The following is a 13,974-nucleotide window of genomic DNA, read 5'->3' as shown; positions in this document are numbered from 1 at the left end:
GCGCAAACGATTTTCAGGAGAGAAACGGATGTTGAAACGTGACATGACCATCGCCAATTATGATCCGCAATTGTGGCAGGCCATCACAGACGAAACCCGTCGTCAGGAAGAGCATATCGAGCTGATTGCGTCTGAGAACTACACCAGCCCCCGTGTCATGGAAGCCCAGGGCTCCCAGCTGACCAACAAGTACGCCGAAGGTTACCCCTCCAAGCGTTACTACGGTGGTTGCGAGTATGTGGATGTGGTCGAAACCCTGGCTATCGAGCGCGCCAAAGAGCTGTTCGGTGCCACCTACGCCAACGTGCAGCCGCACTCCGGCTCCCAGGCCAACAGCGCCGTTTACATGGCTCTGCTGCAGCCGGGCGACACCGTACTGGGCATGAACCTGGCCCACGGCGGTCACCTGACCCACGGCTCCCCGGTCAACTTCTCCGGCAAGCTTTACAACATCGTGCCTTATGGTATCGATGAGTCCGGCAAGATCGATTACGACGACATGGAACGTCAGGCTGTCGAGCACAAGCCGAAGATGATGATCGGTGGCTTCTCTGCCTACTCCGGCATCGTTGACTGGGCCCGCATGCGCGAAATCGCCGACAAGGTCGGTGCCTACCTGTTCGTCGACATGGCCCACGTGGCTGGTCTGATTGCCGCTGGCGTCTACCCGAACCCGGTGCCCCACGCTCACGTGGTCACCTCCACCACCCACAAGACCCTGGCCGGTCCGCGCGGTGGTCTGATCCTCTCTGCCGCTGACGACGAGGAGCTCTACAAGAAGCTCAACTCTGCCGTCTTCCCGGGTGGTCAGGGTGGCCCGCTGATGCACGTCATCGCCGGTAAAGCCGTTGCCTTCAAAGAGGCGCTGGAGCCGGAGTTCAAGACCTATCAGGCTCAGGTCGTCAAAAACGCCAAGGCGATGGCCGCCACCTTTATCGAGCGCGGTTACAAGATCGTCTCCGGCGGTACCGACAACCATCTGATGCTGGTTGACCTGATCGGCCGCGAGCTGACCGGTAAGGATGCTGACGCTGCGTTGGGCAAAGCCAACATCACCGTCAACAAGAACTCCGTGCCCAACGACCCGCGCTCCCCATTCGTCACCTCCGGTGTGCGGATCGGTACCCCGGCTATCACCCGCCGCGGTTTCAAGGAAGCCGAGTCCATCGAGCTGACCCACTGGATCTGCGACGTACTGGACAACCACGACAACGATGCCGTGCTGGCCACCGTACGCGAGAAGGTGCTGGATATCTGCCGCCGCTTCCCGGTTTATGGCTGATAAGTCAGATCATCCGGTTTGAGACCAATGCCACCTGCGGGTGGCATTGTTTTTTCTGGCTTTTACCGGTTTTGGATGGCCGTGCTACACTGGCCGACCTAAGATCCTGGCCCGCCGGGCCGGTCCCTGTTCCATTAACGCCGGAGGTCCGATGCATTGCCCATTCTGTAGTGCGGTTGATACCAAGGTGATTGATTCCCGTCTGGTGGCAGAAGGCCATCAGGTACGCCGCCGTCGTGAGTGTCTGCTCTGTCACGAGCGTTTTACCACCTTCGAGATGGCCGAGCTGGTGATGCCCCGCGTCATCAAGTCCAACGGTTCCCGCGAGCCGTTCAACGAAGACAAGCTGCGCGCCGGCATCCTGCGGGCGCTGGAGAAGCGGCCGGTGAGCATGGAGGCCATCGAAAAGGCGGTCAACCATATCAAATCCCGCCTGCGTGCCACCGGCGAGCGCGAAGTCGCCTCCGAGCTGGTGGGCAATCTGGTGATGGATGAGCTCAAGAGTCTGGACAAGGTGGCCTATATCCGCTTTGCCTCCGTCTATCGCAGCTTCGAAGATATTCGCGAGTTCGGTGAAGAGATCGCCAAATTGGAGAAATGATGGTATCGGATGGGCAAGTGGATATCCACTTCGCCCCTCTCTACCTCAGGACACGAAGATATTCGCTAGTTTGGCGAAGAGATTGCCAAGCTGGAGAAGTAAACCTCCATGCTCACCCATGTTGCCGCGTCCGATTACGCTGCGCTAATCGAACCTACGATACTGCGTTAAGTCGAGATGTGTTGTCAAAGGAGCCCGAATGTTTAGTCAAGATGATTACCAATGGATGAGTCGGGCCCTCGAACTGGCCCGCCGCGGCCGCTACACCACGGCCCCCAATCCCTGCGTCGGCGCCGTGCTGGTCAAAGATGGCGTGGTGGTTGGCGAAGGGTGGCATCAGAAGGCGGGCGAGCCCCATGCCGAGGTTTACGCCCTGCGCGCCGCCGGTGACAACGCCCGTGGCGCTACCGCCTATGTGACCCTCGAGCCCTGCTCCCACCACGGCCGTACCCCTCCCTGCGCCGAGGCGCTGATCAACGCCGGGGTGGCCCGGGTGGTGGCGGCCATGGTTGACCCCAATCCCCAGGTTGGCGGACGCGGCCTGCGGATGCTCTCCGAAGCGGGCATCAAGACCGATTTCGGCCTGCTGGCGAGCGAAGCGGAAGCGCTCAACCCGGGCTTTTTCAAGCGGATGCGGACCGCCTTCCCGCGAGTGACCGTCAAGCTGGGGGCCAGTCTCGATGGCCGCACCGCCATGGCGAGCGGCGAGAGCCAGTGGATCACCTCCCCGGATGCGCGCCGCGATGTGCAGCGGCTGCGGGCCCGCCACGATGCGGTACTCTCCAGCGCTGAAACCGTGCTGGCCGATGGCGCTTCCCTGACCGTGCGCTGGGACGAGCTGCCACTCTCGGTGAAGGCGAGCTACCCCAAAGAGACCCTGCGCCAGCCGCTGCGGGTCATTGTCGATTCGCAAAACCGGCTCACCCCCGACTTGCCGCTGTTCCAGAGCGAGAGCCCGGTGCTGCTGGCCCGTCACAAGGCGTCCGGCGAGTGGCCCGAGTGGGTGCAACAGCTGGAGCTGCCGCTGCTGGATGGCAAGCTGGATCTGGTCAGCCTCTTCATGCTGCTGGCCAAACAGAACGTCAACTCGGTGCTGGTCGAGGCGGGCCCGCGGCTCTGCGGCGCTCTGCTGGAGAAGGGGCTGGTGGATGAGCTGGTGCTCTATCAGGCACCCAAACTGATGGGCGACGAGGGGCGCGGCCTGTTCCATCTGCCGGGTCTGACCCGGCTGTTCCAGGCGCCCAAGCTCGCCATCAAGGATGTGCGCATGGTGGGGCCAGATATTCGCATTACCGCCAAAATAGCCTGATCTTTCAATGTTCAAGGGGGCAGCAGCTGCCCCCGTCATCAGCAAGGTGATCTGCATGTTTACCGGAATTATCGAAGCGGTGGGAACCCTGGCCGAACTGCGTCGTCAGGGCGACGACATGGCCCTCACCGTCCACGCACCAGGCCTGGATTTTAGCGATGTCAAGCTGGGCGACTCTATCGCCACCAACGGCGTCTGCCTCACCGTGGTGGCGCTGGGTGACAAGAGCTATACCGCCGACGTGTCGCTGGAAACTCTCTCCCGTACCGGCTTTGCCGCCGCCAGAGTGGGCGATCGGGTCAACCTCGAGAAGGCACTGATGCCCACCTCCCGCCTCGGCGGCCATCTGGTCTCCGGCCATGTGGACGGGGTCGGGGAGGTGAGAAGCGTCTCCAGCAGCGGCCGCGCTATCGAGTACTGGATCAAGGCGCCGGGCGAGCTCTCCCGCTATATCGCCGAGAAAGGCTCCATTGCGGTGGATGGCATCAGCCTCACCGTCAACGCGGTGCAGGGGGACCTGTTTCGCCTGACCATCGTGCCTCATACCGCGCAGGAGACCACCATCGCCAGCTGGAAGCCGGGTCACAAGGTCAACCTCGAGGTGGATCAGATCGCCCGCTATCTGGAGCGGCTGATGATGGGAAAAAGTCAGGAGAGCAGCGCCTCGACCCTGACCATGGAGACGCTGGCCAAGGCCGGTTTTCTCTGACGGTGTGCGCTAAATCTGGCCACCAAAACGATTTTCTGTGATCCCGCTCTGATTGAAATGGAGCCGCTAGCCCCAATCTAGAGCAACATACACACGCATTTGCGTTGAGCCTGCGGGCTCAACCCCCAAGCACACTGATGGAGTAGCCCATGGCGCTGAGCACAACCCAGGAAATCATTGCCGATATCAAGGCTGGCAAGATGGTGATCCTGATGGATGACGAAGACAGGGAGAACGAAGGGGACCTCATCATGGCCGCCTCCTGCGTCCGTCCGGAGGATATCAACTTCATGGCCCGTTACGGCCGTGGCCTCATCTGCCTGACATTGACCCGGGATCGCTGCAAGCAATTGGCGCTGCCGCTGATGGTGGATCGCAACAATGCCCAGTTCTCCACCGCCTTTACCGTCTCCATCGAGGCGGCAGAAGGGGTGACCACAGGTATCTCAGCCGCGGATCGCGCGGTGACCGTACAGGCGGCTGTGGCGCCCAACGCCAAGGCGGCCGATCTGGTGCAGCCGGGCCACATTTTCCCGCTGATGGCGCAGGATGGCGGCGTGCTGACCCGTGCCGGTCACACTGAAGCAGGTTGCGATCTGGCCCGTCTGGCCGGTTTCGAGGCGGCCGCCGTCATCGTCGAGATCCTCAACGAAGATGGCACCATGGCGCGCCGTCCTGACCTGGAGATCTTCGCCGAGGAGCACGGCATCAAGCTCGGCACCATCGCCGACCTTATCGAGTACCGCAACCAGCACGAGACCACGGTCGAGAAGGTGGCCGAGTGCAAGTTGCCGACCGAGTTTGGCGAGTTCGACCTCATCACCTTCCGCGATACCATCGACAATCAGGTTCACTTCGCCCTGAAAAAGGGTGAGGTACAGGCTGACCAGCCGACTCTGGTGCGCGTCCATCTGCACGATGTGCTGAGCGATCTGCTGCTGACCGACCGCCACGCCGCCCGCAGCTGGCCGCTGCCCAAATCCATGGCCCGCATCGCTGACGAAGGCGGCGTGCTGGTGATTTTGGGGGCGGAAGCCCACGGCGCCGAGCTGCTGGCCCGGGTCAAGGGTTTTGAAGCCGCCGACAAGGGACTGGCACCGGAAGGGGCCAAGTGGCAGGGCACCTCGCGCCGGGTTGGTGTGGGTTCCCAGATCCTCAAGGCCCTTGGTGTAAGCAAGATGCGCCTGCTGAGCTCGCCGAAGAAGTACCATGCCCTCGGTGGTTTCGGTCTGGAAGTGGTTGAGTACATCGGCGAGTAACGTTCTACCAGAGAAGTACCATCCCCTTCCGGGTGGTTTAGGCCTGGAAGTCGTGGAATTTACCGGCGAGTAAGCGCGCCGGACTGGTTAAATCGCGATCATGGCTGTCTATTGCGGCCATGGTTTTTGTCGTGGGTCTGTTGTGCTAGAATGTGCGCACTTTTGACTCCGGCCCTTTTGATTGCACAGATACAGGATTTCCAATGAAGGTTATCGAAGGAAATATCGCCGCTCCTGAGGCGCGCGTTGCTATTGTTGTTGCCCGTTTCAACAGCTTCATCAACGACAGTCTGGTGAACGGTGCGGTGGACGTACTGAAGCGTCAAGGTCAAGTGCAGGACAGCAACCTGACACTGGTAAAAGTGCCGGGCGCGGTTGAAATGCCATTGGTCATCAAGAAGCTGGCCAAGAGTGGTCAATACGACGCCATCGTGGCGGTCGGTACTGTCATCCGTGGCGGCACCTATCACTTCGACCTGGTGGCAAACGAGAACAGCAAGGGCATGGCCCAGGTAATGATGGAATATGAAATTCCCGTTGCCTTCGGTGTGCTGACCACTGAAAACATTGAACAAGCCATCGAGCGTGCAGGTACCAAGGCGGGTAACAAGGGTGCAGAGGCTGCACTGGCAGCGCTCGAAATGATCAACGTCCTGAAAGAACTGGACGTGTAACGAGGAGAAGTACATTGAAACCGTCTGAGCGCCGTAAAGCCCGCCATTGCGCCACCCAGGCCATCTACCAGTGGCAGATGACCAAGGCTAACGTGGGTGACATCGAAGAGCAGTTCAAGATCGATCAGGACACCAAGGGTGTAGACCTGAACTATTTCCGCGATCTGCTGTTCGGGGTAGCCCTCCACTGCAGCGAGCTGGACAAGGTGTTTGCACCTTTCCTCTCCCGTCCGCTGGAAGAAGTGGACATGGTGGACAAGGCGATCTTGCGTCTGGCGACCTACGAGCTGACCCGTCGTGATGATGTACCGCCGCGCGTGGTCATCAACGAAGCGATCGAGCTGGCCAAAGCTTTTGCTGCCGATGACAGCCACAAGTTTGTCAACGGTGTACTGGACAAGGTGATCAAGTCGCTGAACAAGCGTTGATCCTGCTGTCCGTCAGCATCTAAGAGAGGAGCCAGCTTATTGCTGGCTTTTTACTGTATGGGTGAATTTGAGCTGATTGATAAGTACTTCAAGGTCCCCCACGCCCGCAAGGACGTGGTGATGGGCCCTGGAGATGACTGTGCCCTGCTGACCCTGCCCCCCGATACCCAGCTGGCGGTGAGCACCGACACTCTGGTGAGCGGCGTACACTTCTTTCCCGACATGGATCCGGTGGATCTCGGCTACAAGGCGCTGGCGGTCAATCTCTCCGATCTCGCCGCCATGGGGGCCGAGCCGCGCTGGGTGTCGCTGGCGCTGACTCTGCCTGCCATCAACGAAGGTTGGGTTGCCGGGTTTGCCGAAGGGTTTCTGGAGCTGGCCGAGTACTACAACGTGGCGCTGGTGGGCGGAGACATGACCCGCGGGCCGCTCTCCATCACCATCTCGGTGAAGGGGTCGGTGCCTGCCGGTCGCGCCCTGATGCGAAGCGGCGCCAAAGCCGGTGACGGCATCTATGTCACCGGTACCCTGGGAGATGCCGCGTTGGCACTCTCCCACCTGCTGGGCAAACGCACCCTCAACGAGAACCAGCTGGCCGCCGTGCTGCCACGGCTCGACCACCCCCATCCCCGCATTCTGGCCGGTCAGGCACTGCGCGGGCTGGCGGGCAGTGCGCTGGATCTCTCCGACGGGCTGGCATCGGATCTCGGCCATATCCTCAAGGCCTCCGGCGTGCGGGCCCAGATCGAGCTCGATCTGCTGCCGCTCTCGCCGGTGCTGCAGGATGCGGTGAGCGAGCAGGAGGCGTGGCAACTGGCGCTGGCCGGTGGCGATGACTACGAGCTCTGCTTCACCGTACCGGAGGAGCACCGCGGCGCGCTCGATACGGCGCTGGCCCACAGCGGGGTCAAGTTCAGCCGCATCGGCCGCATCGTGGCGGGCGAGCCGGGCATCGACTACCTGCGTGGCGACCAAGCGGTCGAGCTGCAACTGAAAGGGTGGGATCACTTCGCATGAGTTTGTTCAGGATAAAGCCCGAGCTGACACGACTGGATCTGAAAAATCCGCTTCACTTTTTGGCAGTGGGGTTTGGTTCCGGTCTCAGCCCCAAAGCGCCGGGCACCATGGGCACCCTGGCGGCGATTCCGCTCTACCTGCTGGTGAGCGGGCTGCCGACCTATTGGTTTATCGCCTTGCTTGCGGTGGGTTTTGTTGTCGGTATTCGTATCTGCCAGAGCGCCACCGATGCCATCGGCATGCCGGATCACGGCGCCATCGTCTGGGACGAGGTGATCGGTTTTGGCGTCACCATGATCGCCGCGCCTGCCGGCTGGGAGTGGGTGGTGGCGGGCTTCGCGCTGTTCCGGTTGTTTGATGTGCTGAAGCCCTGGCCCATCTCCTGGTTTGATCGCCGGATCCACGGTGGCCTGGGTATCATGCTGGACGATCTGATCGCTGGCCTGTTCGCCCTGTTTTGTATGCAATTACTGGCATTCTGGCTCGGCTGAGAGCCATCTTCCGGGGGATGACCGTTCTGGCATCCCCCGATTTATATCTGCTTAATTTTCATTCATCGGCATATGCTGCCGTTTATCATCCATTTCACATAAATATTCACTACTCATTCGGGGCGCGTGATTGTTTTGGAAATAGTGATAAATGCTGCTTGTTGCGTTGTTGTTGAAATTAAAGTAATGATACCAATAGATGTACGGACGCACCGGCCATTTGTGTGATGAAAATCATCATTTATCTCTGTCAAATTGGTGGTTATCTGCACAAAACATTGCGGAATTGTATAACTCAATCATTTACACCCGTGGTCAAACCGTCTAAGTTACTCGCGGGTTATTCCAAAAAAATGCAAAAAACCCGCCCGGATCGCTGGTTTCGCTGCCTCATGGATTGAGCAAATATTGCCCAAGGTAACAACCGGCATCTGCGGCTGATTTACGGACGAATTATTTGGGACGGATGTCCCCCGCAGAGGTAAACATGTCCTTGCTCGAAGTAAAGAACTTGCGGATCGAGTACCCCTCCCGCTACGGGGTGCTGGCCGCGGTGAAGGATCTCTCTTTCTCTATCGAAAAGGGTGAGATTGTCGGGGTGGTCGGTGAATCCGGCGCCGGCAAGTCCACCATCGGCAATGCCGTTATCGATCTCCTGAGCCCGCCGGGTCGCATCGCCCGTGGCGATATCTATCTCAATGGCGAACTCATCTCCGGCAAGAGCCAGAATGAGATGCGGGCCATCCGTGGCTCCCGTATCGGGTTCATCTTCCAGGACCCCATGACCTCCCTCAACCCGTTGTTCACCGTTGAGCATCAGCTGGTGGAGACCATTCTGGCCAATACCGACCTCTCTCGCGAAGCCGCTTTTGCCAAGGCATTGGAGCTGATGGGGGCTGTGGGTATTCCGCAGCCGGAGCTGCGCATCAAGCAGTATCCGCACCAGTTCTCCGGTGGCATGCGTCAGCGGGTGGTTATCGCCATTGCGCTCTCCTGCGATCCTGAGCTGATCATCGCCGATGAGCCGACCACGGCGCTCGACGTCTCCATTCAGGATCAGATCCTCCAGCTTATCCGCGCCCTCTGCAAAGAGCGTCAGGTGGGCTGCATGCTGGTGACCCACGACATGGGCGTTGTCTCCAACGTTACCGACAAGGTGGCGGTGATGTATCGCGGCGATCTGGTGGAGTTCGGCCTGACCGAACAGGTACTGGGCAGCCCCAATCACCCCTATACCCGCAGCCTCATCTCGGCGGTACCCCGCTCCGACGTTAAGCTGGTGCGTTTCCCGCTGGTCTCCTATATCGAGGATGCCAGTGCGCCGGATACCAATATCGACCTCAAGACCCACTGGCTCGGCCAGAGTCAGGACGAGCGTGCCTATGAAGGGGCGCTGCTGCGGGTGGAGAACGTCGATCTGAAGTTCGTCACCAAGGACTCCATCTTCCCGAGCCGCCGCCAGTATGTGCGCGCCTGCAACAACATCAGCTTCGAGATCTTCGAAGGGGAGACCTTCGGTCTGGTGGGGGAGTCGGGCTCCGGCAAATCGACCATTGCCCGCGCCATCACCGGTCTCTATCCGCCTGATACCGGCAAAATCTTCTTCGAGGGGATCGATCTGACCTCTCTCAAGAGCGAGCGCGAGCGTCGCCCGTTGCGTCGCCAGATGCAGATGGTGTTCCAGAACCCCTATTCGTCGATGAACCCGCGGATGAAGGTGCGCGACATCATTGCCGAGCCGATCCGCTTCCATCAGCTGGCGAGCAGCGAGAGCCAGATTGAGGGGATTGTCGGCGATCTGCTGGATCATGTGGGTCTTGGCCGTGGTGCCGGGGTCAAGTATCCCCACGAGTTCTCCGGCGGTCAGCGCCAGCGTATCTCCATTGCCCGCGCTCTCGCCACTCGCCCACGCTTCCTCATCTGCGACGAGCCGACCTCGGCGCTGGATGTGTCGGTGCAGGCCCAGATCCTCAACCTGCTCAAGGATCTGCAGCAGGAGCTCAAGCTCACCATGCTGTTTATCAGCCACGATCTGCCGGTGATCCGCCAGATGTGCGACCGCATCGGGGTGATGCAGCACGGTCATCTGGTGGAAGTGGCCGAGACCGAGAAACTCTTTACCAATGCCGAGCATGAGTACAGCCGCAAGCTGATCTCCCTCATGCCGGAGTTCAAGGGAATGTCCCGCGAGGGGCTGGAAATCGCAAGCTAGGAGAGCGCCGGTGCGCCGGTCTGCTTGTCAAAAAAAGTGTCATAAGAAAGCCAAAAGCATGGAGAACAAGATGAAGAAAGGATTGTCCAAGATTGCCCTGGCGCTGTTTGCCGCCGGTTTCGCTTTCAGTGTCTCAGCCGCTGATATCAAGGTGGGTGTCGCTTCTGACGCCACTTCGCTGGATCCGCAGGAGCAGCTCTCCGGTCAGACCCTGGAGATGTCGCACCTGGTATTCGATCCCCTGATGCGTTACACCCAGGACCTGCAGTTCGAGCCCCGTCTGGCCGAGAAGTTCGAGCGTGTCGATGACAAGACCGTCCGCTTCCACCTGCGCAAAGGGGTCAAGTTCCACTCCGGTAACGACTTCACCGCAGACGACGTGGTGTGGACCGTCAACCGCCTGAAATCCTCCGTCGACTTCAAGGCGATCTTCGATCCCATCAGCGAAGTGAAGAAGGTCGATGACTACACCGTCGATCTGATCACTGCCAAGCCGTTCCCGCTGGTGCTGCAGACCGTCACCTACATCTTCCCGATGGACTCCAAGTTCTACACCGGCAAGACCGAAGCGGGCAAAGACAAGGCCGAGATCGTCAAAAACGGCGACTCCTATGCCTCTACCCACGTCTCCGGTACTGGCCCGTTCACTGTCAAGTTCCGCGAGCAGGGTGTGAAGCTGGATTATGCCCGCAACGCCAACTACTGGGACAAGGCCTCCAAGGGTAACGTCGAGAACCTGACCGTGGTGCCGATCAAGGAAGATGCGACCCGTGTTGCAGCCCTGCTGGGTGGCGACGTGGACATGATCTATCCGGTTGCGCCGAACGATCTGGAGCGCGTGAAGAATGGCAAGGACTCCCAGCTGGTCACCCTGTCCGGTACCCGCGCCATCATCATCGAGCTGAACCAGAACACCAACCCGGCACTGAAAGACAAGCGCGTGCGTCAGGCGATCAACTACGCCATCAACCAGGTGGGTATCGTCGAGAAGATCAACAAGGGCTTCGGTACCCCCGCTGGCCAGCTGAGCCCGAAAGGCTATGCCGGCCACAACGAGGCGCTGGTGCCCCAGTATGATCTGGCCAAGGCCAAGGAGCTGATGAAGGAGGCCGGTTACGAGAAAGGCTTCAAGATGACCTTCATCTCCCCGGCAGCCCGCTACGTCAACGACGTCAAGATTGCCCAGGCGGTCTCCGCCATGCTGGCCAAGATCAACATCAAGGTGGATCTGAAGACCATGCCGGTGGCCCAGTACTGGCCCGAGTTTGACAAGTGCGCCGCGGACATGCAGCTGATCGGCTGGCACTCCGACACCGAAGATACCGCGAACTTCTTCGAGTTCCTGACCTTCACCAAGGATGCCAAGACCGGTATGGGCCAGTACAACTGCGCCGGTTATGCCAACGCCGAAGCTGACAAGCTGGTGATGGATGCCAACGCCGAGACCGATCCGGCCAAGCGTGCCGAGATGCTGAAGAAGGTCGAAGCCATGCTGATCGAAGATGCTGCCTATGTGCCGTTGCACTGGGAAGATCTGGCCTATGGCGCCAAGAAGAACGTCGATATCAAGCCAGTGGTCAACGTGATGAACTTCCCTTACCTGGGTGACCTGGTGGTCAGCAAGTAAGAGAACGTCGCAAGGAAGGACGGGGCGGGGTGGTCTGCTGGCCACTCCGCCCACTAACAGAAGCCTGTGCCACGACACAGGCCACGTAGAAGGACAAGCATGTTTACATTCCTGCTGAAACGGTTCTATCAGGCCGTGATAGTGATGTTCGTCATCAGCCTGGTCGCCTTCTCCATCCAGGACAACCTGGGTGACCCGTTGCGCGAGCTGGTGGGACAATCCGTCTCCGAAGCCCAGCGTCACGAGTTGCGCGAGAAGATGGGCCTTAATGATCCCTTCCTCATCAAATACAGCCGCTTTCTGAAAAATGCGGTGCATGGGGATTTGGGCACCTCCTATTTCTTCAAGCGACCCGCTCTCGAGGTGATCCTCGACAAGCTGGTGGCTACCCTTGAGCTGGTGTTTGCTGCCGCGCTCATCATCGTGGTGGTCTCCATTCCACTCGGTGTCTATTCGGCGATCCGCCCGCGCAGCATTCCCACCAAGATCATCATGGCGGGGAGCAGTATCGGTATCTCGATCCCGGTATTTTTGACCGCCATCATGCTGATGTACCTCTTCTCCATCCAGCTGGGCTGGCTGCCTGCCTATGGCCGCGGCGAGACCCGTAACCTGCTGGGCTGGGAGTCGGGCTTCTTTACCTGGGACGGCATCCTGCACCTGATCCTGCCTGCGGTGTCGCTCTCTTCCATCATGTTGCCGCTGTTTATCCGGCTGGTGCGCTCCGAGATGCTGGAGCAGCTCTCCTCCGAATACGTCAAGTTCGCCCGCGCCAAGGGGCTGGACAACAACAAGGTCTACTATCAGCACGCTCTGAAGAACACCATGCTGCCGGTCATTACCGTCGGCGGGGTGCAGATCGGCACCATGGTGGCCTACACCATCCTGACCGAGAGCGTGTTCCAGTGGCCGGGCACCGGCTTCCTGTTTCTTGAAGCGATCCACCGGGTCGATACGCCCCTCATCACCGCCTACGTCATCTTCGTGGGACTGATCTTCGTGGTGACCAATACCCTGGTCGACCTGCTCTACGGGTTGATCAACCCGACCGTTAACCTGACTGCCAAGGGGTAAGCATGAGTAACGCTGTAACTGCAAGCCCAAGCCGTTGGGCACGATTCAAGAACTCTGACATCGTCTACTACTTCCTGCGGGACAAGGTAGCCATGTTCAGCTTTGCGGTGTTCGTGGTATTTGTGCTGGCGGCGCTGCTGGCACCCTGGCTTGCCCCGCACAACGTCTATGACCAGACCAGTTTTGATCTGATGGATGCCGAGTTGCCCCCCTCCTGGCTCGAAGGTGGCGAGGAGCGCTTCTGGCTCGGCACCGACAACCAGGGGCGGGATATCTGGAGCACCATCCTCTATGGCGCCCGTATCTCCCTCACCATCGGCCTGTTTGCGGTGGCGCTGCAGCTGGTGCTCGGTATCGTCATCGGTCTGATTGCCGGTTATTTCGGTGGTCGTATCGACAACCTGCTGATGCGCTTTGCCGATGTGCAGCTGTCGTTCTCCACCATGATGGTGGCGATCATCATCTCCGCCATCTTTCAGGCAACCTTTGGCTCCGAGTTTTACTCGAAGTTTGCCATCATGATGCTGGTGGTGATCATCGGTATCGCCGAGTGGCCGCAGTACGCCCGTACTGTGCGCGCCTCTGTGCTGGCGGAGAAGAAGAAGGAGTATGTGGAAGCGGCCAAGGTGATGGGGTTCCGCGCCCCGCGCATCATGTTCCGCCACATTCTGCCCAACTGCCTGTCGCCCATTCTGGTGATCTCCACCGTGCAGGTGGCCAACGCCATCATGAGCGAAGCAGCGCTCTCCTTCCTCGGTCTGGGGATGCCGGTTGATCAGCCCTCGCTCGGTTCGCTTATCAGCGTCGGCTTCAACTACATCTTCTCCGGCTCCTGGTGGATCACCGCCTTCCCGGGCATCTGTCTGGTGGTGCTGGTGCTGGTCATCAACCTGCTGGGTGACTGGCTGCGGGATGTGTTTAACCCCAAGATCTACAAAGGTTAACGCGGGCTGATTCTGAGGCGCCGAGTCGCAGCTATCAGATCATTTGGATGAAAAAATCCGAAACGGGTTTAGCCGGTTTCGGATTTTTATTGTATTGAGCAGACAGCTTGTTGATTGCACACCCATCAGTAGTGCGGCGGCGGGGTCTCTTCGGCCATGCTGGCAATCTGGCTGGGCTGTACGCTTTGTAGTTTGTCGATCAGCAGCTGGATCTGGTATTTGAGCCGATCGAGTTCACGGCCCTGGGTGGTTACCTCGTCGTTAAGCTGCTCTATGGTGTACTCCGCATAGGCGAGACGGGTTTCCAGGGTTTCGATGCGATCGTTAAGTTGCTGACTCATGGGCCT

General features: G+C 59.5%; 14 protein-coding genes. 13 read left to right on the top strand and 1 reads right to left on the bottom strand.

What is annotated here, in order from left to right; translation table 11 throughout:
• Positions 1 to 28 precede the first annotated feature (28 nt).
• From glyA to AB5Z05_RS06375, 13 genes are all read left to right on the top strand, one after another.
• Positions 29 to 1,282, top strand: a complete 1,254-nt coding sequence (gene glyA, locus AB5Z05_RS06435; protein WP_005338884.1) for a serine hydroxymethyltransferase — start codon at positions 29 to 31, stop codon at positions 1,280 to 1,282.
• A gap of 151 nt (positions 1,283 to 1,433) precedes the next feature.
• The gene (gene nrdR, locus AB5Z05_RS06430) at positions 1,434 to 1,883 is read left to right on the top strand and encodes a transcriptional regulator NrdR (protein WP_005338880.1); all 450 of its coding nucleotides are present in this window, start codon (positions 1,434 to 1,436) and stop codon (positions 1,881 to 1,883) included.
• Positions 1,884 to 2,082: 199 nt separating this feature from the next.
• Positions 2,083 to 3,192, top strand: coding sequence for a bifunctional diaminohydroxyphosphoribosylaminopyrimidine deaminase/5-amino-6-(5-phosphoribosylamino)uracil reductase RibD (gene ribD / locus AB5Z05_RS06425; RefSeq protein ID WP_335811803.1), 1,110 nt, complete (start codon positions 2,083 to 2,085; stop codon positions 3,190 to 3,192).
• Positions 3,193 to 3,247: 55 nt separating this feature from the next.
• Positions 3,248 to 3,901 (top strand): riboflavin synthase, encoded by a 654-nt coding sequence (locus AB5Z05_RS06420; RefSeq protein ID WP_368150595.1) that lies wholly within the window; start codon positions 3,248 to 3,250, stop codon positions 3,899 to 3,901.
• Positions 3,902 to 4,050: 149 nt separating this feature from the next.
• Positions 4,051 to 5,160, top strand: a complete 1,110-nt coding sequence (ribBA, locus tag AB5Z05_RS06415) for a bifunctional 3,4-dihydroxy-2-butanone-4-phosphate synthase/GTP cyclohydrolase II (protein ID WP_043822849.1) — start codon at positions 4,051 to 4,053, stop codon at positions 5,158 to 5,160.
• Between the two features lie 203 nt (positions 5,161 to 5,363).
• Positions 5,364 to 5,834 carry a 6,7-dimethyl-8-ribityllumazine synthase gene (ribE, locus tag AB5Z05_RS06410; protein WP_005338866.1) on the top strand — a complete coding sequence of 157 codons (471 nt, stop codon included), beginning with the start codon at positions 5,364 to 5,366 and terminating at the stop codon, positions 5,832 to 5,834.
• Between the two features lie 14 nt (positions 5,835 to 5,848).
• Complete coding sequence (gene nusB, locus AB5Z05_RS06405; protein WP_005343514.1) at positions 5,849 to 6,262, top strand: transcription antitermination factor NusB; 414 nt, start codon at positions 5,849 to 5,851, stop codon at positions 6,260 to 6,262.
• Positions 6,263 to 6,319: 57 nt separating this feature from the next.
• On the top strand, positions 6,320 to 7,279 hold the full coding sequence (gene thiL / locus AB5Z05_RS06400) for a thiamine-phosphate kinase (protein ID WP_159143094.1): 960 nt from the start codon (positions 6,320 to 6,322) through the stop codon (positions 7,277 to 7,279).
• Positions 7,276 to 7,770, top strand: coding sequence for a phosphatidylglycerophosphatase A (locus AB5Z05_RS06395; protein WP_021230380.1), 495 nt, complete (start codon positions 7,276 to 7,278; stop codon positions 7,768 to 7,770). The genes thiL and AB5Z05_RS06395 overlap by 4 nt, the downstream gene beginning before the upstream one ends.
• A 487-nt stretch (positions 7,771 to 8,257) precedes the next feature.
• Positions 8,258 to 9,982 carry a dipeptide ABC transporter ATP-binding protein gene (locus AB5Z05_RS06390; RefSeq protein ID WP_368150591.1) on the top strand — a complete coding sequence of 575 codons (1,725 nt, stop codon included), beginning with the start codon at positions 8,258 to 8,260 and terminating at the stop codon, positions 9,980 to 9,982.
• Positions 9,983 to 10,052: 70 nt separating this feature from the next.
• Positions 10,053 to 11,609 (top strand): ABC transporter substrate-binding protein, encoded by a 1,557-nt coding sequence (locus AB5Z05_RS06385; protein ID WP_042054176.1) that lies wholly within the window; start codon positions 10,053 to 10,055, stop codon positions 11,607 to 11,609.
• A 99-nt stretch (positions 11,610 to 11,708) separates the two neighbouring features.
• Complete coding sequence (locus tag AB5Z05_RS06380) at positions 11,709 to 12,683, top strand: ABC transporter permease (protein WP_005349514.1); 975 nt, start codon at positions 11,709 to 11,711, stop codon at positions 12,681 to 12,683.
• 2 nt (positions 12,684 to 12,685) lie between these two features.
• The gene (locus tag AB5Z05_RS06375; RefSeq protein WP_040068611.1) at positions 12,686 to 13,627 is read left to right on the top strand and encodes an ABC transporter permease; all 942 of its coding nucleotides are present in this window, start codon (positions 12,686 to 12,688) and stop codon (positions 13,625 to 13,627) included.
• A 125-nt stretch (positions 13,628 to 13,752) separates the two neighbouring features.
• On the opposite strand, the gene AB5Z05_RS06370 is transcribed toward AB5Z05_RS06375, so the two are convergent.
• Positions 13,753 to 13,968: a SlyX family protein gene (locus AB5Z05_RS06370; RefSeq protein ID WP_005335285.1), complete on the bottom strand. Its 216-nt coding sequence runs from the start codon at positions 13,966 to 13,968 to the stop codon at positions 13,753 to 13,755.
• Between the last annotated feature and the right edge of the window lie 6 nt (positions 13,969 to 13,974).

The organism is Aeromonas sp. R2-4 (assembly GCF_040908365.1).
Taxonomy (GTDB): Bacteria; Pseudomonadota; Gammaproteobacteria; order Enterobacterales; family Aeromonadaceae; genus Aeromonas; species Aeromonas veronii.
The sequence above is the reverse complement of the archived record's forward strand: the minus strand, read 5'-3'. Positions and strand labels throughout refer to the sequence as shown.

What these genes read in the sequence shown, in the direction of transcription:
- AB5Z05_RS06370 (WP_005335285.1), bottom strand. Translation starts at nt 13,968, where the DNA reads ATGAGTCAGCAACTTAACGATCGCATCGAAACCCTGGAAACCCGTCTC.
- AB5Z05_RS06385 (WP_042054176.1), top strand. Translation starts at nt 10,053, where the DNA reads ATGAAGAAAGGATTGTCCAAGATTGCCCTGGCGCTGTTTGCCGCCGGT.
- AB5Z05_RS06395 (WP_021230380.1), top strand. Translation starts at nt 7,276, where the DNA reads ATGAGTTTGTTCAGGATAAAGCCCGAGCTGACACGACTGGATCTGAAA.
- ribD (WP_335811803.1), top strand. Translation starts at nt 2,083, where the DNA reads ATGTTTAGTCAAGATGATTACCAATGGATGAGTCGGGCCCTCGAACTG.
- AB5Z05_RS06420 (WP_368150595.1), top strand. Translation starts at nt 3,248, where the DNA reads ATGTTTACCGGAATTATCGAAGCGGTGGGAACCCTGGCCGAACTGCGT.
- AB5Z05_RS06380 (WP_005349514.1), top strand. Translation starts at nt 11,709, where the DNA reads ATGTTTACATTCCTGCTGAAACGGTTCTATCAGGCCGTGATAGTGATG.
- nrdR (WP_005338880.1), top strand. Translation starts at nt 1,434, where the DNA reads ATGCATTGCCCATTCTGTAGTGCGGTTGATACCAAGGTGATTGATTCC.
- AB5Z05_RS06375 (WP_040068611.1), top strand. Translation starts at nt 12,686, where the DNA reads ATGAGTAACGCTGTAACTGCAAGCCCAAGCCGTTGGGCACGATTCAAG.
- ribBA (WP_043822849.1), top strand. Translation starts at nt 4,051, where the DNA reads ATGGCGCTGAGCACAACCCAGGAAATCATTGCCGATATCAAGGCTGGC.
- ribE (WP_005338866.1), top strand. Translation starts at nt 5,364, where the DNA reads ATGAAGGTTATCGAAGGAAATATCGCCGCTCCTGAGGCGCGCGTTGCT.
- AB5Z05_RS06390 (WP_368150591.1), top strand. Translation starts at nt 8,258, where the DNA reads ATGTCCTTGCTCGAAGTAAAGAACTTGCGGATCGAGTACCCCTCCCGC.
- glyA (WP_005338884.1), top strand. Translation starts at nt 29, where the DNA reads ATGTTGAAACGTGACATGACCATCGCCAATTATGATCCGCAATTGTGG.
- thiL (WP_159143094.1), top strand. Translation starts at nt 6,320, where the DNA reads ATGGGTGAATTTGAGCTGATTGATAAGTACTTCAAGGTCCCCCACGCC.